At 53.4% G+C, this 20897-nt stretch carries 24 protein-coding genes; 8 read left to right on the top strand and 16 right to left on the bottom strand.

What is annotated here, in order from left to right:
* Window positions 1–22 precede the first annotated feature (22 nt).
* From fliR to fliF, 13 genes are all read right to left on the bottom strand, one after another.
* Window positions 23–802, bottom strand: coding sequence for a flagellar biosynthetic protein FliR (gene fliR, locus AAEY27_RS05685; RefSeq protein ID WP_342323938.1), 780 nt, complete (start codon window positions 800–802; stop codon window positions 23–25).
* A 2-nt stretch (window positions 803–804) separates the two neighbouring features.
* Window positions 805–1074, bottom strand: a complete 270-nt coding sequence (gene fliQ / locus AAEY27_RS05680) for a flagellar biosynthesis protein FliQ (protein ID WP_342323937.1) — start codon at window positions 1072–1074, stop codon at window positions 805–807.
* An 11-nt stretch (window positions 1075–1085) separates the two neighbouring features.
* Entirely contained in the window at window positions 1086–1847 is a 762-nt protein-coding gene (gene fliP / locus AAEY27_RS05675; RefSeq protein WP_342323936.1) for a flagellar type III secretion system pore protein FliP, read from the bottom strand.
* A complete protein-coding gene (gene fliO, locus AAEY27_RS05670; protein ID WP_342323935.1) occupies window positions 1844–2197 on the bottom strand; it encodes a flagellar biosynthetic protein FliO in 354 nt (117 codons plus the stop codon). Before fliO ends, fliP begins: the two co-directional genes overlap by 4 nt.
* Window positions 2198–2247: 50 nt before the next feature.
* Window positions 2248–2649 (bottom strand): flagellar motor switch protein FliN, encoded by a 402-nt coding sequence (fliN, locus tag AAEY27_RS05665; protein WP_342323934.1) that lies wholly within the window; start codon window positions 2647–2649, stop codon window positions 2248–2250.
* 7 nt (window positions 2650–2656) lie between these two features.
* A complete protein-coding gene (gene fliM, locus AAEY27_RS05660) occupies window positions 2657–3655 on the bottom strand; it encodes a flagellar motor switch protein FliM (protein WP_342323933.1) in 999 nt (332 codons plus the stop codon).
* A 5-nt stretch (window positions 3656–3660) separates the two neighbouring features.
* Entirely contained in the window at window positions 3661–4164 is a 504-nt protein-coding gene (fliL, locus tag AAEY27_RS05655) for a flagellar basal body-associated protein FliL (RefSeq protein WP_342323932.1), read from the bottom strand.
* Between the two features lie 154 nt (window positions 4165–4318).
* Window positions 4319–5572, bottom strand: a complete 1254-nt coding sequence (locus tag AAEY27_RS05650) for a flagellar hook-length control protein FliK (protein WP_342323931.1) — start codon at window positions 5570–5572, stop codon at window positions 4319–4321.
* 1 nt (window position 5573) lies between these two features.
* Window positions 5574–6017 (bottom strand): flagellar export protein FliJ, encoded by a 444-nt coding sequence (gene fliJ, locus AAEY27_RS05645; RefSeq protein ID WP_342323930.1) that lies wholly within the window; start codon window positions 6015–6017, stop codon window positions 5574–5576.
* A 15-nt stretch (window positions 6018–6032) separates the two neighbouring features.
* Window positions 6033–7400 (bottom strand): flagellar protein export ATPase FliI, encoded by a 1368-nt coding sequence (fliI, locus tag AAEY27_RS05640; RefSeq protein WP_342323929.1) that lies wholly within the window; start codon window positions 7398–7400, stop codon window positions 6033–6035.
* The gene (locus tag AAEY27_RS05635; RefSeq protein WP_342323928.1) at window positions 7397–8110 is read right to left on the bottom strand and encodes a flagellar assembly protein FliH; all 714 of its coding nucleotides are present in this window, start codon (window positions 8108–8110) and stop codon (window positions 7397–7399) included. Before AAEY27_RS05635 ends, fliI begins: the two co-directional genes overlap by 4 nt.
* Window positions 8097–9083, bottom strand: a complete 987-nt coding sequence (fliG, locus tag AAEY27_RS05630; RefSeq protein ID WP_342323927.1) for a flagellar motor switch protein FliG — start codon at window positions 9081–9083, stop codon at window positions 8097–8099. Before fliG ends, AAEY27_RS05635 begins: the two co-directional genes overlap by 14 nt.
* Window positions 9080–10783, bottom strand: coding sequence for a flagellar basal-body MS-ring/collar protein FliF (gene fliF / locus AAEY27_RS05625; protein WP_342323926.1), 1704 nt, complete (start codon window positions 10781–10783; stop codon window positions 9080–9082). The genes fliG and fliF overlap by 4 nt, the downstream gene beginning before the upstream one ends.
* 241 nt (window positions 10784–11024) lie before the next feature.
* Between fliF and fliE the strand changes: the two genes are divergently transcribed.
* The 8 genes from fliE (at window position 11025) to AAEY27_RS05585 (ending at window position 18213) form a co-directional block, all read left to right on the top strand.
* The gene (gene fliE, locus AAEY27_RS05620; RefSeq protein ID WP_342323925.1) at window positions 11025–11360 is read left to right on the top strand and encodes a flagellar hook-basal body complex protein FliE; all 336 of its coding nucleotides are present in this window, start codon (window positions 11025–11027) and stop codon (window positions 11358–11360) included.
* Between the two features lie 173 nt (window positions 11361–11533).
* Window positions 11534–12391 (top strand): CheR family methyltransferase, encoded by an 858-nt coding sequence (locus tag AAEY27_RS05615; protein WP_342323924.1) that lies wholly within the window; start codon window positions 11534–11536, stop codon window positions 12389–12391.
* A gap of 5 nt (window positions 12392–12396) precedes the next feature.
* A complete protein-coding gene (locus AAEY27_RS05610; protein WP_342323923.1) occupies window positions 12397–13443 on the top strand; it encodes a protein-glutamate methylesterase/protein-glutamine glutaminase in 1047 nt (348 codons plus the stop codon).
* A 47-nt stretch (window positions 13444–13490) separates the two neighbouring features.
* Window positions 13491–13880, top strand: a complete 390-nt coding sequence (cheY, locus tag AAEY27_RS05605; protein ID WP_342323922.1) for a chemotaxis response regulator CheY — start codon at window positions 13491–13493, stop codon at window positions 13878–13880.
* Between the two features lie 3 nt (window positions 13881–13883).
* The gene (cheZ, locus tag AAEY27_RS05600; RefSeq protein ID WP_342323921.1) at window positions 13884–14525 is read left to right on the top strand and encodes a protein phosphatase CheZ; all 642 of its coding nucleotides are present in this window, start codon (window positions 13884–13886) and stop codon (window positions 14523–14525) included.
* Between the two features lie 33 nt (window positions 14526–14558).
* Window positions 14559–15704 carry a flagellar biosynthesis protein FlhB gene (gene flhB / locus AAEY27_RS05595; protein WP_342323920.1) on the top strand — a complete coding sequence of 382 codons (1146 nt, stop codon included), beginning with the start codon at window positions 14559–14561 and terminating at the stop codon, window positions 15702–15704.
* Window positions 15704–17806, top strand: a complete 2103-nt coding sequence (gene flhA, locus AAEY27_RS05590) for a flagellar biosynthesis protein FlhA (protein ID WP_342323919.1) — start codon at window positions 15704–15706, stop codon at window positions 17804–17806. Before flhB ends, flhA begins: the two co-directional genes overlap by 1 nt.
* Window positions 17806–18213, top strand: a complete 408-nt coding sequence (locus tag AAEY27_RS05585; RefSeq protein WP_342323918.1) for a flagellar protein FlhE — start codon at window positions 17806–17808, stop codon at window positions 18211–18213. Before flhA ends, AAEY27_RS05585 begins: the two co-directional genes overlap by 1 nt.
* A gap of 53 nt (window positions 18214–18266) precedes the next feature.
* Here AAEY27_RS05585 and fliT read toward each other — a convergent pair whose 3' ends face one another.
* From fliT to fliD, 3 genes are read right to left on the bottom strand one after another with little or no spacing between them, the layout of a single operon-like run.
* Window positions 18267–18605: a flagellar protein FliT gene (gene fliT, locus AAEY27_RS05580; protein WP_342323917.1), complete on the bottom strand. Its 339-nt coding sequence runs from the start codon at window positions 18603–18605 to the stop codon at window positions 18267–18269.
* A complete protein-coding gene (fliS, locus tag AAEY27_RS05575; RefSeq protein WP_342323916.1) occupies window positions 18598–19005 on the bottom strand; it encodes a flagellar export chaperone FliS in 408 nt (135 codons plus the stop codon). Before fliS ends, fliT begins: the two co-directional genes overlap by 8 nt.
* A gap of 46 nt (window positions 19006–19051) precedes the next feature.
* Complete coding sequence (fliD, locus tag AAEY27_RS05570; RefSeq protein ID WP_342323915.1) at window positions 19052–20530, bottom strand: flagellar filament capping protein FliD; 1479 nt, start codon at window positions 20528–20530, stop codon at window positions 19052–19054.
* Between the last annotated feature and the right edge of the window lie 367 nt (window positions 20531–20897).

Here is a 20897-nt window from a genome sequence, read left to right as displayed (position 1 = left end):
AAACGACGTGCCCTTTCATGCGTTATCTGAACCCCGTCAAGATCACAAACAGGTAATCGAAGATCCCGCCCATCATGTTTTCAAAGAAAGGCGCAAGCGTGAACATGACCAGCGACATGGCAACCATGCCGACAGTCAATGAAATCGGGAAACCAATCACAAAGATGGACAGCTGTGGTGTCAGGCGGTTGAGCAAACCCATCGTCAAGTTAAGACAGAGCAGCAAGGTGATCACCGGCAGGCCGAGCATCAAGCCGTAACGGAAAATCATCGTCCCGGCCTGCACCATTGCAAGAAATCCGTCAGGCCCGAGCGGCACCGCGCTCACCGGGAATGCGACAAAGCTGTTTGCCAGCACTTCCAGCATATAAAGGTGGCCGTTGAAGGTCAGAAACAGCAGCGTGACGAACAGATTTAACAATCGGGCAATGACTGGCATGCTCGGGCCGCCGCTGGGGTCGTAGACCATGGCGAATGACAAGCCCATCTGCATGCCGATGATTTCGCCCGCGTGACGCACGGCGACAAAAATCAACTGAACCGAGAGCCCAATCGCAATGCCAATGATGAGTTGCTGACAGCAGGCCCAAAAGCCATCCAACGAGGCGATGGCAATGCCGCTGTCCGGTAATTGTGGGGCAATCAAGAACGCCGTTATCAACGCCAGCGCAACTTTGAAGCGCGAGCTCAACGGCTTTTCACTGAAGATAGGGGCCGCGCCAAACAGCGCGAGCATGCGCAGGCACGGCCAGAAAAACTGGTTTACGTGGTCATACAGGTGAACCAGTGAGAGCGTAAACATGCTTAACGAATAAGGTACGGAAGGCTGGTGAACAAACCACGCATATAATCCACAAGCGTAGTCAGCATCCACGGGCCGCAGGCGATCAGCACAACAACGAGCGTCAGGATCTTCGGAATAAACGATAAGGTCATTTCGTTGATTTGCGTCGAGGCCTGCAAAATGCTGACCAGCAGACCCGCCACCAGCGCAGCTATCAGTAACGGTGTGGCGATCATCAGCCCGACTTTGGTGGCCTGGAACCCCAGTTGCATAACACTTTCAGGCGTCATTCTCTGTTTCTCTAACTAAAAAAGCTTTGCGCCAGCGAGCCGATAACCAGTTGCCAGCCATCGACCAGCACAAACAGCATCAGCTTGAACGGCAGCGAAATCGTGGCCGGCGGCACCATCATCATCCCCAGCGCCATCAGGACGCTGGCTACCACCAGGTCGATGATCAAAAAGGGAATGAACATCGTAAAACCGATTTGAAAGCCGGTTTTTAACTCGCTGGTGACAAAAGCGGGCACCAGAATGCTCATCGGCACATCGGCGGCGGTGTCAAAATCACCTGCTTTGGCGATGCGGGAAAAGAGCGCCAGATCCCCTTCGCGGGTCTGCTTGAGCATGAAGGCGCGCAGCGGCTGTGAACCTTTCTCAATCGCCACTTCCATCGAGATCTTGTCCTGCGACAACGGAACCCAGGCTTCGTCGTAAATGCGGTTGAACACCGGCGACATCACAAAAAAGGTCAGAAATAACGCCAACCCGAGCAGCACCTGGTTAGGCGGCGTACTGGCTGTACCGAGGGCATTTCGCAGCAACCCCAGCACAATCACAATGCGGGTAAAACCTGTCATCATCAGCAAAATCGCCGGTAAAAAGGTCAGCGATGTCAGCAGAACAAGCGTTTGTATAGGTAATGACCAACTTTCACCATTCCCGGAATGTGAAAGCAGAATGTCATTGTTAGCAGCCAGGGCTTGGTGCGCGGGCAGCAAAATCCCGGCAACAATTAAACCTGTGCCAAGCACTGCCGTCAGCAGGCGAGCGTTGCGTTTCATTTTTTGCTCTCACCTTTGCGCTGGGCAATGCAGTTCACCAATGCCGTCTGAAAACTGGAGATAAACGGTGCCGGCTTCACGCTCTCAAGCTCCGCTTTTTTCTCCATCGTCATCAGGTTAGTGATGTTGTCTTGCGTCACCCCCAGCAACAGCCATTTGTCGTCCACTTCAACCACGACCAGGCGCTCGCGCGCACCGATTGACTGGGTGTGTTTAACAGAAAGAATGCTATTTCCCTTTACCATTCGTGTAGCAACACCAGTGCGGCGGAAAACCCACGCGACGGCCACAATCAACAACAGCACCAGCGCCAGCGCGCCAATAATATTGCCCATTGAGACTGGGGCCATCGCTGGCCCGCCGGATACTGGTTGAACAGTATTAAGCGAATGCGTATTCATTATCTGCTCAAGCGATGCATGCGTTCGGACGGCGTAATAATATCGGTGATACGAATGCCGAATTTATCGGAAACGACAACCACTTCGCCCTGCGCAATTAAATAACCGTTGATCAAAATATCGAGCGGTTCACCCGCCAGGCCATCAAGTGAAACAATGGAACCTGGGCTGAGTCTTAACAGCTCCTTGATCGTCATTTTGGTGCGGCCTAATTCCACGGTCATTTTGACCGGGATATCGAGCACCAGATTTAAATCTTCAGACAAATTAACCATTACATCTGCCGCCTCAGATTGCACGTCGGCATTACTTTCGTTGGACAACTGTTCACTCATTGCGTCGCCCCAAATGTCGCCGAGCGAAGACTTATTTGAGCCTGAATCTTGTTCCATATCGCTCATACGACCATTACTCCTTCTTTAAACCTAATAATGTTGAGTTCTTCAATTCATCAACCTGGATAGCATATTGATTATTCGCGCTGCCATATTTACCTTTCATCACAGGGACATCGTTGACAAAGCCACCGATCTCTTCAGGTTTATCAAGCGGAATAACATCATCCGGTTTCAAATTCATAATTTTGGACAAGCGGGTGGAAATCTCAGCAAATTTCACCACCAGTTCCAGTTCGGTATCACGCATTTGTGTCGCCAGCGAGTTGCGCCACTGATTATTTTCGTGCTGGGAGTTTTCCAGTGGCGGGTTCGTCAGAAGCTCACGAATCGGCTCAATAATGCTAAACGGAATACAGATCTGTAATTCACCGCTGTGCGATCCAATATCCACCTGAAAAGGGGTGGTGATCACAATGTCATTCGGTGACGAGGTGATATTGGTAAATTTCACCTGCAATTCAGAACGCACAAATTCCGTTTTGATTTTGAAAATCGTTTTCCAGGCGTAGTCGTAAGCTTCACGCGCCATCGCCAACATACGCTGGATAATGCGCTGTTCTGTCGGGGTAAACTCACGCCCATCGGCTTTGGTCGGGAACCGTCCATCGCCACCAAACAGGTTATCCACTGCGGTAAACACCAGGTTCGGCGAAAAAACAAACAACGCCGTCCCGCGCAGTGGGTTCATGTTGATCAGGTTAAGACTGGTCATCACCGGCAAATTGCGGGCAAATTCGTGATACGGCTGAATCTTTATATTCCCCGCCGTCACATCCGGGCTACGGCGCAAAATATTAAACAAGCCGATGCGAAACTGACGCGCGAAACGCTCGTTGATCATTTCTAACGAATATAAACGTTCACGGACAACTCGACGCTGCGTATTAGGATCATAAGGCTTAATATTATCTTCTGCCGAAACTGGCACTACGGCAGTTTCGGTTTTACTGCTGGAACCGCCGTTAAGAAGATTATCAATCTCATCCTGGGATAAAATGCTGTCCGACATTATGATTACCGTAAGATAAATGCATTAAACAGGACGTTTGTCACCATCGGTTTATGCTGTTCAGGAATTGATGCATTAACCGCATCTTTTACTTTTGTCGCGAGCATGGCTTTCGCTTGATCGCCAGTTAATTCCGCCGCTGTTTGTTGCGAGAACAGCACTAATAAACGGCTACGAACATCCGGAAGATGTTCTTCCAACAAAGTTTTCGTTTTCGCGTCGGTCACTTTCAAGGTCAGACCAATATAAAGAATGCGATCGCTGTCCTGAGCATCCGGTTTCAGGCTGACGGTAAACGTATCGAGATCCATATAAACCGGCACGACAGGAACAACCTCTTTGGCAACGGGTTTACCGGAATTCATATCCGTGACCTGATTCTTCAACTTGCTGATTTCCACATAGGCATACGCGCCAATTGCGCAGATACCCAGGATAATTAACAGGATGAGTAATATTAACAGCGGGCTTTTTTTCCCGCTTTGCGCTGCTGGTTTCTTCTTCGGCATTTGATGAATAACTCTGTAATAAAAAATAAATCAAGAATCATACGTTGGGCGGATGACCTGATGGGATGCCGTTATTTTAATACAGCACCCATCAAGTACAATTCATTGAAAAACTGAAATTACTGTCAGCACCTTGCCAGTTAGCACTTTAGCCTCAGGCGAAGGTATTGATTCCGCGAGAATAATGCATAACGCGGGTTAATACAGGACGCTCTTCTTCCGCCGAAATAGTGAGATCGCCTTGCGCGCTATCAGACTTTCCTTGTCCGGTACCGTTGCCAGACTGCGCATCACCCGCCGAAGAAGAGGTGTCAGCACCCACACTGCTCTGCCCTAACTCAATCCCGGACTCTTGCAGCATGGTACGTAAGTTCGGCAGTGCGGATTCCAACGCCGCACGGACCTGGTGGCTCTCGGCAACAAAGTGCACCTGCGCCTGATCGTTATTCACCTTCAGGCTGACCTGCAATGAACCGAGATCTTCCGGATGCAGGCGCAGTTCCGCATGGTGAACACCGTTACGGGTGAAGACCGCGATCTGCTGACCTAAAGATTGCTGCCACGCGGGTGTCCCCACTTCCGCCTGCAACGCGCCGGTTGCCACTGCCGTGGTCGATACGGCTGGCGTTGTTGCCGCAGCCGTTATCGGTGCGGCCTGTGCGACGGTGGTCGGCGTCAGCACCGGTTCCCCTGCTTTGAAGGCATGCAGCGCATTGGTCAGGCTTTCGCTAACCGGCGCGGCTTGCGTATTGGCCGTTAACGTACTGGCGTCGCTGGCCGGTAACTGCGACGGTGGCCGCGTCCCGTCAACGGTTTTGTCCGTTAACGGCGCGGTTGGCTTCGCGACCTGGGCTGCCGCCTGGAACTTCACGCCCTCCGACGCGCCCTCTTTGCCCGCTTTTGCCGCCGTCGCTTCTTTGTCGTTCAGCACGGCGGTGAAATTCACCGAAGTAAGAGGATCAGCCGTTTGCGCATCCACCGGTAATGCGGTAGTTGGCAGACCGCTCGCCGGAACAGCGGCGAGTGCCGGATCGGTCGCCTCTTGCGGCAGTGCCGCCAGATCGGCCAGCGAAGGCTGCGCAGTCTGCGCGCCCTGCGCCAACAGCGCATCCGCCGTGGTGACATCAATGGGCATCGCCAAGTTTTTGGCGGCGTCCGCCAGCGGATCGGCAGGTAACGGCGTTGCGGCAACCTGCGTGCTCGCGTCAGCCGGTGCCGCTTTCTTGTCAACATGCTTCTTGGTTTTGTCCTGCGGCGAACGTGGATCTTCCGATTTCTGCGTTTGTCCCGATGACATCTGCTTTTTCAGTTCGGAAGAAAACGGCCCCTCTTCCTGCGCAGACGACGTTGATGCCGTCTGGCGTCCAGCATCTGGCTGGGAAGCTGGGGTTGAATTTTTGATAATCATCTTATGTATTCCTTTGGCTGGCGCGACGGGCGAACTCATCCATCATTTTCTGTTCCAGCCGGTTCTCTTTTAACAATCGCTGTGCGTCGGCACGGTTTTTCAGTGCTTCGAAAGCATTCAGCCGCTGCTTATCTTTTCTCCATGCTTCCTGCACGTTATCCACCGTGTACTGACTGGCAGATACTCTCCTGACTTGTTGCTCTACGACGCCATCCAGCGAGGTCAGAAAATGCTGGTGCGTCTGTAGCGCCATAATGGATACGCCGTTGTCGACAATCGTCGACTGGAGCTGCTGGCGGTACTCTTGCGCGTAGACTCTGAGTTGATCGAGACGCGTGGTTTCGTGAGCATGCGTTTGCCGAGCCGAACCCAGTCGCGTTGTGGTGTCGTTCAGCTTTTTTTCTGCCAACTCGCGCAGCACATCCATCGGGTTTTGACTGGCCATCAACATGCCCTCACATTATGTTGCGTCGTTTTCCGGGAACAGCGCGGAAAGCCCGTCGTACGAGTCTTTATATTCACAGGACTCATGTATGCCCTGATGCAAATAACTTTCCATTTGCGGGTACAGCGCAATCGCCTGATCCAGCAACGGATCGCTGCCCGCCGCATACGCGCCCACGCTGACCAAATCGCGGTTACGCTGGAAGGAAGAGAGCATCTGCTTAAAGCGCTGCACCTTTTTGTAATGCTTCGGATCGATAAGCTCGGTCATCGCACGGCTGATCGATGCTTCAATATCAATCGCCGGATAGTGGCCCGATTCCGCCAGGCGACGGGAAAGCACCACGTGACCATCGAGGATCGCACGCGCCGAGTCGGCGATCGGATCCTGCTGATCGTCCCCTTCCGTCAACACGGTATAGAACGCGGTGATCGAACCGCCGCCTTTGATGCCGTTACCGGCACGCTCCACCAGCGCAGGCAGTTTGGCGAACACCGAAGGTGGGTAGCCTTTGGTCGCGGGCGGCTCGCCAATGGCGAGGGCGATTTCACGCTGCGCCATCGCGTAGCGGGTTAGCGAATCCATAATCAGCAGCACGTTCATGCCGCGATCGCGGAAGTCTTCCGCCAGACGCGTGGAATAAACCGCGCCCTGCATACGCAAAATCGGCGACACATCGGCCGGCGCGGCAATCACCACGGATCGCTTCAGGCCATCTTTGCCGAGGATGTTTTCGATAAAGTCTTTGACTTCGCGGCCACGCTCACCAATCAGCCCAACGACAATCACGTCCGCTTTGGTGAAACGCGCCATCATCCCCAGCAGCACGCTTTTGCCAACGCCGGAACCGGCGAACAGCCCCATACGTTGACCGCGCCCGACGGTCAGCAAACCGTTGATGGCGCGAACGCCGACATCGAGCACGTTTTTGATCGGATCGCGCTGCAACGGGTTAAACGGCGCCGTAAACAGCGGCCCACGGTCAGCGGTAACCGGCGGCGGCAGGCCGTCGAGCGGGCGCGCGCTGGCATCCAACACGCGGCCTAACAGTTCCGGTCCGAGCGGCAGTAATTTGCCTTTAATGTTATTGCCGAGCGCATACACGCGCGCACCTGGCAATACGCCTTCCACGTTCTCAAGGGGCATCAAGTAGAGGATTTCACCATTGAAACCCACCACTTCACTTTCGACCCGCTGAATGCCCTCTTCGCTTTCGCGCTCGACAATACAGAGCGTGCCGATGGGTAATTTCAGGCCAACAGCCTCCATCACCAGACCGGTTGCGCGCGTCAAGCGACCATAGCGGCGAAACAGCGGCAGCGTTGCGATTCGGCTCTCGCGCAGGGCAACACCATCAATCCACTTTTTTAAGCGGGCGGTCATAAAGAGAAGTCCTCACGACTCAGCGTGCACAGCTCGTTCCAGCGCGTTTCCGTGGTGGAGTCCAGTTCGCCACCGTCGGTGGTTAAGCGACAGCCGCCCGGCAGCATTTGATCGTCGGTACACAGTTCCCAACCACGGGAGTGCAACACTTCACCGAGTTGCTCCTGCACTGCGGCAGACTCTTCCGGGCTGACCCACAGTTTCACCTGATTCAAGTGCTTCGTGTCTTCCTGCAACAGCTGTTGAATGCGCGTCAGTAGCCAGGCGTTGGTGGTGGTTGACACCACACTTTCACCGAGCAAGCTGCGCGCCGCCATCAGGGCGACCTGCACCAGACGCGCAGGCATGACGCTATCGAGGTTATCAAGCGTGATTTTTACGTTATCAATCAGCTGCGCGAATTCATCGGACTGCTTCTGCTGTAACTGTTGGTACTCGGCTTTCCCTTTCTCGATACCCTCTTCGCGGCCTTCCTCGAAGCCTTGCGCGTAGCCGAGCTTTTTGCCCTCTTCTACGCCACGCGTTTGGCCCGCCGCAAAACCTTTTTGCTCGGCCTGTTGACGCAGGCGGGATAACTCAACCTGTAACGCGGCTTCGCTTGCCGGGTCGCTGGCCGGCATCGCAGCACGCAGTTCGCGCTCCTCACTAAAGGAATCATCAAGCAAATTTTCAGGCCGCCAGGACTGCCACCGGGAATTAGACGTAGGCATCGTCGCCTCCACCAATCACAATCTCGCCGGTTTCCGCCAGACGACGCACCACCAGCAAAATAGCTTTCTGTTCGTTTTCGACTTGCGACATACGTACAGGGCCACGAGAGTTCAAATCATCACGCATAATATCGGCCTGACGCTTGGACATATTGCGGAAGAACTTGTCGCGCAGCGCTTCGTCCACACCTTTCAGGGCGACGATCAACGACTCGTTGTCGATATCCTGCAAGATACGCTGGATGCTGCGGTCTTCCATTTCGACCAGGTTTTCGAACAGGAACATCTCGTCGATAATTTTCTGTGCCAGTTCCTGGTCGTATTCGCGTACCGCTTCGATAGCCGCGTCTTCCTGATGAGATTTCATCAGGTTGAGGATCTCGGCCGCAGGACGAACACCGCCCATCTTGTTGCGTTTGATGTTCTGGCCATGCAGCAAGTTGTTGAGCACTTCGGTCAGCTCCTGCAATGCAACCGGCTGAACACCGCCGAAAGTGGCGATACGCAGCATGATGTCGTTACGTTCACGCTCATCAAATTTCGCCAGCAGATCGGCCGCCTGGCTACGTTTCAGATGCACAAGAATGGTGGCGATAATCTGCGGATGCTCATCACGGATGAGATCGAAGACCATCTGCGGTTCCATAAAGTTGAGCGTCTCAATACCGTTGCGCTCATCGTTGGCATCCAGCAGGTCTTCCAGCAGATTATTGGCGCGCTCTTCACCCAACGCTTTCACCAGCACACTGCGCAGGTATTCGTTGGTGTTTACATCGAGCACCGCAAACTCACCGGAGTCCTTACGGAACTCCTTCATCACGATAGCGAGCTGATCGTGGGTGTAGGTGCCCATAGCGACCATCGCGCCACTGATCAGCGTTACTTCGTGCGTATTCAGGTGTTTAAAGACTTCGGCTGCACGCTCGTCACCGAGCGTCAGCATGACTATGGCGCTTTTCTCGGCGGCGTTCATGACGACTTCTGCTCCTTATTCAACCATTGGCGGATAACCAGAGCGATAACCTGCGGCTCCTGGTCAGCCATTTCACGCAGGTGCTGCGCCTCTTGCTCCGTCTCGACACGCTGCTGCGCTTTCGCAGTTTCAGCGCTCTGGCGTTTACGAACTTGTTCATCAAGCTCCGCCTGGCGAGCCTCTTTCTCCATCTCCAGACGCTGGATCAGCAGCTCCTGATGGCGAGTCCAGAACGGCTGCACCGCTTTACGCCACAAGATCCAGGCAATCAGCACAACGAGCAGATAGCGCGCGGCGGACATTCCCAGCTTGATAACTTCAGGCTGTTTCCACAGCGGAATTGGCGCTTCTTCTTCCTGGTCGGTAAACGGCGTGTTCACGACATTCAGCGTATCGCCGCGTTTGTCGGAATAGCCCATCACCTCTTTCACCAGCGCATTAATCTGATCAAGCTGAGCTTTGGTCAGCGCGGCAGTTTTGCCGTCTTTGCCAGGTACAAAATTCACCACCACCGCAACGGACAAGCGTTCGAGCGTGCCGGTATTGCGCTTAATGTGCGTCAGCGTTTTATCCACTTCGTAGTTCGTGGTTTCGTCGCTTTGCTTGTTGTACGGCGTCAATGTCGGTGCAGGCGTTTGCGCTGGTGCTGCATTCCGGTTTGCCGTGTTGTTCGCCGCGCCCTGCGCGTTCGCCTGTTGGGCTGCAGGGTTCTCAATCGGTGTGGCAACCGGCGCTGGCGGCTGGTTACTTAACGCACCCGGCACGCCACCCACCGCATTCTTACCGCCTTGCTCATTGTTGCTGCTCTGACGGCTACGGATCGCCATGTTTTCCGGGCGACTGTTCGGCTGATACTGCTCAGCCGTCTGCTCATGCTGGGTGAAATCAACCTGCGCGGTCACCTGCGTTCTGACGTTCTGCACACCGACAATCGGGGCCAGAATCGCCTGAATACGGCTCTGGTAATCGGCTTCCACCTTACGGACATATTGCAGCTGCGTGGTCTGCGTCGCCTGCGCGCCGTTTTGCGATATCAAATGACCGCTCTGATCGACGATAGTCACGCGATCGGCGCTCAATCCCGGCACTGCGCTGGAGATCATGTAAGAGATCGCGTTTACCTGACCGGAATCCAGCGTTCTGCCGTTGATCAAATTCAACGTCACGGACGCGGAAGGCTCTTTGCGATCCTGTAAAAAGAGCGACGGTTTCGGCATCGCCAGATGAACCCGCGCGGAGCGTACCGGGCCAAGCGTTTCGATGGTGCGCGACAGTTCACCTTCCAGCGCACGCTGGAAGTTCACCTGCTCATTGAACTGGCTGATACCAAACTTTTCCTGGTCCAGCAGTTCAAAGCCCACCGCGCCGCCTTTCGGCAGCCCTTGCTGGGCGAGTTTGAGGCGCACTTCATACACCTGCTCGGCAGGGATCTCGATAGCACCGTTATTCTCAGCAAAACGGTACGGGACCTGCATCTGCTGAAGCTGGGTGACAACGGCTCCGCCATCCTCTTCACTAATATTGCTGTACAGCACGCGATAATCCGGTTCTTTCGCCCAGAACAACAACGCGATGACAATGGAAATAGCTGCCGCAGCAGCGATGAAAAATATTATGCGGGGATTAACCCGAATATTTTCGAGCACTGCCTTTACATCGACAATGCCTTTCTTTTTACTACCGGTGTTTGTGGCAGTCATGCCAATGTCCTGTAAAAGTGAACGCCGCAATAAAGAGTGCAAGCTATTACGGCTCGGCTCATCTGGTAACGAATTAATAAACTCAAATGTATTTCTCAGGGAAATTCCCGGTTGCGTATTATCTACAGAAAGCCCGGTTTTCTAAGTGGTAATAAGGTGAAATTTGTGTCAGCTATTCACGTTATGCTGTTTTTCGCACCACATGTTAAGCTTGCGGCCAATAACTAGTAAGGTCATTTTTATGTCTATAAATACACTAGGCGGGGTATTGGATCAGATTCAATCCCAAGCCAGACAAGTCTCAGATGTGTCGTCGCTGAACCCTTTTGCCTCGACGCGTAAAACAGAAAGCAATTCACAATTCTCTAATATTTTGCTTAATAGCATTAACAATATTAGCGATATGCAAACACAGGCAAAAAGTCAGTCACAAGCGTATCTTTCAGGTGCGGAAGGCATTGGCTTAAATGATGTGATGGTTTCTATTCAAAAATCATCGGTAGCATTAAACCTTGGCGTACAAGTACGAAATAAATTAGTCAGTGCATATCAGGAAATCATGAGCATGCCGGTATAAGACCTAAGCATTATCTCATTACCGATTAAAGAAAAAATATCGCTGCTATCTTTCACGGCGTAATAAGTCGGGATGTTTTATTTTCGTTAATAAAATACCCGGCATTTCGCCGATGTTTCATTTCAGCATCACCTGCAATTTTCATTAATACCTGTAGGTTTAAGTCAATACTTATGACGAATAGCCAGAAAAATACGTTTTCAATTACCGAACAGTCTCAGAGCGCTCACGTTGCGCTAAACGGTAATGAATTAGAAAAAATCAGCGAGTTGATTTATCAGCGCGCGGGCATTGTGCTCACGCCGCAAAAACGGGACATGGTGTACAACCGCCTTTCCCGTCGCCTGCGTGACCTGAACATGCAGCGTTTTGATGAATACACCGCGATGCTGGTTAACAATCCGACCAGTAAAGAGTGGCAGGAGTTTATTAACGCCCTGACCACCAACCTGACCTCGTTTTTCCGCGAGGCGTACCACTTTCCGACGCTGGCGAAACATGCTCAGTCCCGTTCCGGCATGTACAACGTATGGTGCGCGGCGGCATCTACCGGTGAAGAACCGTGGTCGATTGCCATGACGCTGGAAGCGGCGTTAGGCCGCAGTATCACTGGCCCACGCGTGCTGGCGACTGATATCGACACCGATGTGCTGGAAAAAGCTACCCAGGGCGTTTATCGCCTGGGCGATATCGACAACCTGACCGAACAGCAAAAGAAAACCTGGTTTTTACGCGGTACGGGCGAGCAGTCAAAGATGGTGAAAATCAAAAGCGAGTTTCGCAACACCGTGCAGTTCCGCCAGCTGAATTTGATCGAAAACCAGTGGGACATTCCCGCCCCTTTCGATGCGATTTTCTGCCGTAACGTAATGATTTATTTCGATCAGAATACCCAAGAGAAGTTGTTACAGCGCTTCGCGAAAATGCTCAAGCCCGGTGGGCTGCTGTTCGTTGGTCACTCTGAACATTTTCAAAATATGAACAGTCCATTTCGTTTGCTCGGACAGTCTGTTTACCGCCTGGCGGAGTAAAAACGATGAAAAAGATTAAGGTGCTGTGCATTGATGACTCGTCGCTGATTCGCAAAATAATGACGGGCATTGTCAACGAACAACCCGATATGGAAATGGTGGCAACGGCCCTCGATCCCATCATCGCCCGTGATCTCATTAAGCAACACAACCCGGATGTATTGACCCTTGATGTCGAAATGCCGCGGATGGACGGGCTGGAGTTTTTAGATCGCCTGATGCGCCTGCGCCCAATGCCGGTGGTGATGCTCTCTTCGCTGACCAAGCGTGGTTCGGATATCACCCTTAGCGCGTTGGAACTCGGCGCGGTGGACTTTATCACCAAGCCCGAAACCGGCTTGCAGGATGGCATGGCGCATTACAGCGAAATGATTGTCGACAAAATCCGCATGGCGGCAAAAGCGCAAATTCGCCGTCGCGACAATAAGCCTGTGCCACCGCGCGTAGCCCATGCACCGCTGATCGGCAGTGAGAAAATTATTGCTATCGGTTCGTCCACCGGGGGAACCGAGGCGCTGCGCCACTTGCTGGTCCCGATGCCGGCCAGCAGTCCGGGCATCGTGATTGCGCAACATATGCCGCCAGGTTTTACAAAATCGTTCGCGAAACGGCTGGACGGTTTATGCCAGATGTCGGTGAAAGAAGCCGAAGAAGGCGATCGGGTTCTACCTGGTCATGTCTATATCGCGCCGGGCGGTTTTCATATGGAGCTGACGCGCAGCGGGGCGAATTATCACGTCACGTTGAGTGATGAGTCGCCCATTAACCGCCACCGTCCGTCAGTGGACGCCCTGCTTCATTCCGTCGCGCGCTGCGCGGGGAAAAACGCTGTCGGCGCCATTTTAACGGGCATGGGCAGTGACGGGGCCGCCGGATTACTGGCAATGCGTGAAGCCGGTGCCTGGACCATCGCGCAGAGTGAACGTACCTGCGTGGTCTTTGGTATGCCGCGTGAAGCGATTGCCCTCGGCGGCGCTTGTGAAACTGTCGATCTTGAGCACATTAGCCAGCACATGCTCAACCATTCTGCGGGTCATGCGCGCAGGATTTAAGCATTACCCCAATACACCGTTCCCATTTATTGATTCAGGAAATAACAATGGCCGACAAGAATTTACGTTTTTTAGTTGTTGATGACTTCGCCACCATGCGACGCATTGTGCGCAATCTGCTGAAGGATTTGGGCTTTAACCGCGTTGAAGAAGCCGAAGACGGTCAGGATGCGCTCGGCAAACTGCGTTCCGACACTTTTGATTTCGTTATCAGCGACTGGAACATGCCCAACATGGATGGCCTGCAACTGCTCACCGAGATCCGCAGCGATGAGAATTTGAAATCCATGCCGGTGCTGATGGTGACCGCCGAAGCGAAGAAAGAGAACATCATTGCCGCCGCGCAGGCCGGTGCCAGCGGCTATGTCGTGAAGCCGTTTACCGCCGCAACGCTTGAAGAAAAGCTGAACAAAATCTTTGAAAAAATCGGCTGGTAAACCATGACGACCCCGGAAAATACGCAACCTGAAGAAGACTTCAAAGGCATCTTTTCCCGAGTAGGGCAACTGACGCGTTTGTTGCGTGACAGCCTGGTCGACTTAGGGCTGGATCGCACCATCGTTGAAGCGGCAGATGCCATACCGGACACGCGCGAACGGTTGAACTACGTGGTGGCCAAAACCGCGCAGGCCGCCGAGCGCGTGCTCACCTGTGTGGAAGAAGCCCGTCCTCTTCAGGAAGCGATCATCACGAACGGCGACAGCTTAGCGGCCCGTTGGGATGCATGGTTCGCCGCGCCAGTTGAACTGGCCGATGCCCGCGAGTTGGTAACTGAAACCCGTCAATACCTGGCGCACACCCCGAAAATGGCGCGCACGACCGACGAACATCTGATGGAAATCATGATGGCGCAGGACTTCCAGGATCTGACCGGTCAGGTTATCCGCCGCATGATGTCGCTTATCGAAACGGTTGAGAAAGAGCTGATTCAGGTCTTGTTGGCCTATGTTCCCGACGAGCCTGAGGAACAGAAAGAAGCGGAAGTGTCGCTGGTCAACGGCCCGCAGGTTGATAGCACCAAAGCCGGTGTCGTGGCAACGCAAGATCAGGTCGACGACCTGCTCGACAGCCTGGGTTTCTAATGTGGCGCGCAATGCCGTACCGCCGAGCCAATCATGTCTGAAGAAAGTGATGTAGAGAAAACAGAAGAACCCACACCCCACCGAAAGCAAAAAGCACGTGAAGAGGGGCAAATCCCCCGCTCCAAAGAGCTGAGCTCAATGTTGATGCTGCTGGCCGGTTGGGCGCTGTTGCTCTCTGGCGGTAGCCAGTTCGCCCACAACCTGATGCAACTGCTGCAAACCGGGCTGGTGCTGAACCGGCTTTCGGTGATGGACCCGTACTCGATGTTCCATCAGGCGCGTTATCTGCTGGAGATGATGGGTTCAGCGGTGCTGCCCATTTTGCTCGGGTTGTTCGTGACAGGAATTGCCTCGCCCATGTTGCTGGGCGGCGTGAGTCTTAGCAGCAAGTCACTGAAAGTCGATCTGACGCGACTCTCGCTGATGCAGGGGCTGAAACGGCTGTTTTCCGCCCAGGTTTTATCAGAAATGCTCAAAGGCTGCCTGAAGGTAGCGTTAGTAGCGTGCGCGTTCGCACTCTACCTCTACAACAACAAAGCGCATTTCATTCAACTGGTTAACGAGTCGCTGCCGATGGCGATTGCCCACGCGGTAAGCATGATTTTTGACTGTCTGCTGATGGTCATCTTTTTCCTGCTGCCGGTTGTCAGCTACGACGTGTTCTACCAGATAACGAGTCACCTGAAAAAGCTGCGCATGAGCCGCCAGGAGATTCGTGATGAATTTAAACAACAAGAAGGCGATCCGCACATTAAAAACCGCATCAAGCAGATGCAACGTGCGGCGGCCCGCAGCCGGATGATGGCTGATATCCCGAAAGCGGATGTCATCGTCAACAACCCGACGCACTACTCCGTTGCCCTTTCTTATAAAGAAGGCGGCATGGGTGCGCCAACGGTGGTGGCGAAAGGAGCCGGCGATATCGCCTTGAAAATACGTGAGATGGGAACGTTACACCGCATTCCCATGCTCGAAGCACCTCCGCTTGCCCGTGCCCTTTATCGCCATTGCGATATTGGCGAACAGATCCCGGGCGAGCTTTATAGCGCTGTCGCAGAAGTTCTGGCCTGGGTTTATGGCCTGCGACGCTGGCGCAGTAGCGGCGGCGTTCCGCCTAAAAAGCCCACGGACCTCGCGGTTCCTGAGTCGATGGATTTCGTACATGAGAGTGCAAACTGATGGCTAATCTCGCCAGCAAACTACGCTTACCGGCGTTTAAAGATACACAGTGGCAAATTATGGCCGGCCCAGTGCTGATCATGCTGATTCTGGCAATGATGGTACTGCCGCTGCCGGCATTCCTGCTGGATACGCTGTTCACCTTCAATATCGTGCTGTCATTGATGATCTTGCTGGTGGCGATGTTCACGCAGAAAACCCTCGAGTTTTCCGCGTTCCCGACGGTGCTGCTGTTTTCTACCCTATTGCGACTGGCGCTGAACATCGCGTCGACGCGTATTATTTTGATGGAAGGCCACACCGGCGCCGCGGCGGCGGGTAAGGTGGTTGAAGCCTTCGGTCACTTCCTGGTGGGCGGCAACTTCGCGATTGGTATCGTGGTGTTCGCCATCCTCATCATCATCAACTTTATGGTTATCACCAAAGGTGCGGGGCGTATCGCCGAAGTGGGCGCTCGCTTTGTGCTGGACGGGATGCCCGGTAAGCAGATGGCGATCGATGCCGACTTAAACGCCGGGCTTATCGGTGAAGCCGAAGCTAAACGCCGCCGCAGCGAAGTCACCCAGGAGTCCGATTTTTACGGCTCGATGGACGGTGCCAGTAAATTCGTGCGTGGTGATGCCATGGCCGGGTTGATGATCATGGCGATTAACGTCATCGGCGGGCTGATCATTGGTGTGCTTCAGCACGGCCTGAGCGTGGCCGAAGCGGGTGAAACCTACACCCTGCTGACCATCGGTGATGGTCTGGTTGCGCAGATCCCTGCCCTGATTATCTCCACCGCCGCCGGTGTTATCGTTACCCGCGTGTCTAACGATGAAGACATTGGCGAGCAGATGGTTGGACAGTTGTTCAACAACCCCCGCGTGATGCTGCTTTCTGCTTTGGTTATTGGTCTGCTGGGGCTGATCCCTGGCATGCCAAACCTGGTGTTCCTGATGTTCACCGCCATTTTGCTGGGTCTTGCCTGGTGGATGCGCGGTCGCGAAATGAAAAAACCGGCCGGACGCAATGCCGCGCGGGATGATACAGACAGCGTGAGCGCGCAGGCGGCGAACGACCAGGCCTCGGCGGAAGCCTCCTGGGAAGATGTCGAAATGGAAGATGTGCTCGGCCTGGAAGTGGGCTACCGCTTGATTCCGCTGGTTGACAGCACCCAGGACGGCCAGCTTCTGGTGCGCGTGCGCGGTATCCGTAAGAAATTCGCGCAGGATATGGGCTTCTTGCCGCCGGCAATTCATATTCGTGACAACCTGGATCTGGCGCCCGGCCATTACCGCATTCTGCTGAAAGGCGTGGAAATCGGCAGCGGCGAAATCGAACCGGAACGCTGGATGGCGATCAACCCCGGCTACGCCGAGGGCGAACTGCCTGGCACGCCGTGCGTGGATCCGGCATTCGGTCTGCCGGCTTGCTGGATTGATGAAGTGTTGCGTGAACAGGCGCAGATTCAGGGCTTTACGGTGGTTGATCCGAGTTCGGTCATCGCCACCCACCTGAACCACCTGATCACCCTGCATACGGAAGAGTTGTTCAGCCGCCAGGAGACGCAGCAGCTTCTCGATCGCATCACCAAAGAGATGCCGAAGCTGGTGGAAGATCTGATTCCGGGCGTGATCTCCGTGACGCTGTTCCACAAAGTGTTGCAGAACCTGTTGTCGGAGCGCGTGTCGATCCGCGATATGCGCACCATCATCGATACGCTGGCGGAATATGCGCCGATCCAGAGCGATCCGGACGAGTTGACGTCGCAAGTGCGCGTGCGTCTGGGCCGTGCAATTACCGCGCAGTGGTTCCGCAATGATAAGGACATCAAAGTGATTGGCCTTGATAGCGCGCTGGAAAAACTGCTGATTCAGTCCCTGCAAAGCGGCAGCGCCATTGAGCCGGGAATTGCGGAAAACCTGATGCGCCAGGCCGATCGCGCCATTACCGAACAGCAGGCGCTGGGCGTTTCGCCGGTCGTCTTAGTGAACCCGGCGCTGCGTACCATGGTGTCTCGCTTCCTGCGCCGCGTTTTCCCGCAGCTTGGCGTGCTCTCGACCATGGAAATCACCGACAACAAAACGGTGCAAATGACCGCCGTCATCGGCACCAATTGATGAAACGCGCGTTGTTATTACTCTGCACGCTGCTGGTTCTGCCAGCAGCGGTTGCTGCTAAAGAAGGCGCCTGGAGCGCCACAAGCGCAGGCGGCAGTGTCAGTACGGGTAAACAGGTTCTGCGTTCCCGCCCGCTGTTCTCCCCCGACGATATTCCCTCTTCCGCGCGGCTTGCGCGTTTTTCCTGGCGCATTACGCTGCTCTCGCCTCCCCCGCCGGGGCTGCAAATCAAGCTTTGTCGCATCGACAAATGTCTTGTCCTGCCTTCTCTTACTGGCCAGCGGCGCGTGAATATTCCGCTCTCTGCTGTCGGTGAGTTTCGTTTTATTTATGTTGTTAATCGCATCGGTCAACTACAGCCCCCCCTGAACGTGGTGCGTAATCAATTAACCGTGAATTATCGTTGAGAAAATAAAAAAGGCTATGGGTCAGGAATGGACCGATAGCCTTTTTAATATCGTCAATGTAATGAAGGGGCTTGATGAAGAGTATAAAGTTGGCTGCACCGGGCACCACGATGGATAGAAGATAAATTCTGCTTTAACGTATCAAGACGCGCCCGTAAATTGCGGGTGATTTCAGCTTCATTATCGAGTAACTGTTTTAACAGTCCTTTCAGCTCCTCTTTTTCACTGGCCGAAAGCGCATCCGTACTGTTATTAAAGATGTCTTGTTTCTTAATGACATAACGTGATGCGACCTCGACAAAATCATCCCAACGCTCTTGTTTTGCCATGTCCAGAATTGTCAAATTCATTTCGTACAATTCGCGGTAGTAACGAAGAATAATTTCAGCCATAGCGCACCCGTTTTTGTACTGGTTCTATTTCCTTCCAGGTCGCAGCCAGTTTCAATAATAAGCTGTCGACATGTTTCAACGGCTCAGGATCGTTGCGTAAATTCGCTTCTAATAAAGTACGCGACATATATTCGTACATCTGTTCCAGATCGGCGGCAATGCCTTTGCCTCTTTCATGGTCAAGGGCGGCGCGCAAACCGTTATCGATAATGTTGATCGCTTTCGAAAGCATTTTCCCGCGCTTCGCGACGTTGCCATTTTCGAAATAGATAGCGGCCTGCAAAATGGCACTGTGCGCGCCATCAAACAGCATGGAGATTAACTGATGCGGCGTCGCGCCCGCGAGTTTGCTTTGCAGCGAAACCTGCGCATAGGCTTGAGGACCTTGTGAGGTATACATATACGGCTCCTGAAAGCAGGCCCGCGGGCCTGCTGAAATTTAAAAATTAGAGTGTGGACAGTAACGACGTCAGCTGCGAGCTCATGCTGTTCATGTTCGACATCATGGAGTCCAGGTTCTGGAACTGAACGCGGTAAATTTCAACCTGCGCATCAATCAATTTCTGGGTTTTGTCGATCTGCGTTTGCGCGATTTCGCTCTGCGTTTCAAGGCTTTCTGTCGCCGTGTCGATTATGCCGTCGGTCTTCGTTTTCGAGTCACCGAGGTAATTCGTCATGATCGTGCCGAGCGTCGTCGCCAGCCCTTCGTTATCGCCACGTCCGCTAAACATGGTGGCGATTTGCTCCGGGTTATCGGCAATTGCTTCATCCAGCGTGTCTTCATCCAGCGTCATCTGGCCGGTTGCGGCATCAACGGTGATCCCCAAATCTGCCAGTGAACCGTAAGTCGCATCCGCATCGCCATAAACACCGTTCACCGCAGAGCGAACTTCACTGACCAGCCCACGCAGGGTGGAATCGCCCATCAGCGAGCCGCTGCCGGAGTTTTCTGTCGCCACTTCTTCATCGCCAAGGCCTGACGTATCGGCCGCGACATACTTACTGGAAGAGGTGGTTTGCTTCAGCAATGCGTTGTATTGCTTAACAAAATCTTGCAGGCTGGTTTTGATCGCCGAGGTATCGTTAGTGAGCGTTAACTGCTCTGATTCGCCGTTTTCAGACACGGTTTTCAGGTTCAGCGTCACGCCATCAATGATGTCGGTGATGTTGTTGGATGAACGGGTGTAATCGGAACCGTCGACGCGCAGCTTGGCATCCTGAGCATCGGACACCGAGATCATGTTGTCGGTCTGGCCGGGGTCGTTAACCACCTGGCCCTGATCGTCAATATGCTGGCCGCCATTGGACGTATCCAGCACACCGGCCAGCGATGCATCGCCGTCTACCTTGACGCTCATTTCGCCATCCGAACCGGTGGTTTTCGAGCTCAGCACTAACTGGTAGCCATCATCGGTACGCTGTACCGAGGCGGTTACGCTGCCTTTCTCTTTATTGATCGCTTTCGCAATCTGGTTCAGCGACGTTTCATCATCTTCCAGCTCAACTTCCATCGTTTTGCCGTCGTTCTGCGTGATGGTGATGGTACGCGTTTTGCCAGACGTATCAGTCCCGAGCGCGGTATCGGCGCTGGCTTGCGCCTGCGTTTTCAACTTATGCGCCGCCGCCAACTGCGAAATGGTTACCGAGTGGCTGTCTGCCTGCGCGCCGCTGGTGGCGACCGCGGTAAACGCGTCGTTGGAGCTGACGTTCATTTTGCTAAATGCATCGCCGCCCATGGTGGTGATGCTTTTTTGCAACGTCGACATCAGGCTGGAGATTTTGCCCCAGTCTGAAATTTGCGACTGATATTTGCTTTTGAGGTTGGTGTAAGGCGTCAGTCGAGTTTGCTCGGCTGACTGAATTTGGTCCAGCATGGATGCTGTATCAATCCCGCCGGTACCGACGCCTAATGATGATATACCCATTTTTTCTCCTGTCGGAAATCTCTGTTTGCGGTGGTTCTCTATTAAGCTATCGGCGCAGGAAAATAAAAGATGAATTTTTTACCATTAGCTTACCACTGCGTATAAATATGATTTCAGCGACTTTTTATTGCCATTTGAAGCAATTAAAAACGTACTTATAAATGAAGAAATCATTCCCTTTAATTAGCATCAAAAATGACAGTAATTTATCGATTTGCATTGAGATAAATAATCTCTTCTATATAGAAAGAAGTAGCAGCGTAAATTTACTGCCAAATAAGCAATAACCGATAAAGCGATATAGTGACATTTCTGTCGGCAATTCAGTAAACAAACCCTGATTCTGCGCAAAATATCAACGAAATAG

The sequence above is a fragment of the Kosakonia sp. BYX6 genome (assembly GCF_038449125.1).
GTDB classification, from domain to species: domain Bacteria; phylum Pseudomonadota; class Gammaproteobacteria; order Enterobacterales; family Enterobacteriaceae; genus Kosakonia; species Kosakonia calanthes.
The sequence above is the reverse complement of the archived record's forward strand: the minus strand, read 5'-3'. Positions and strand labels throughout refer to the sequence as shown.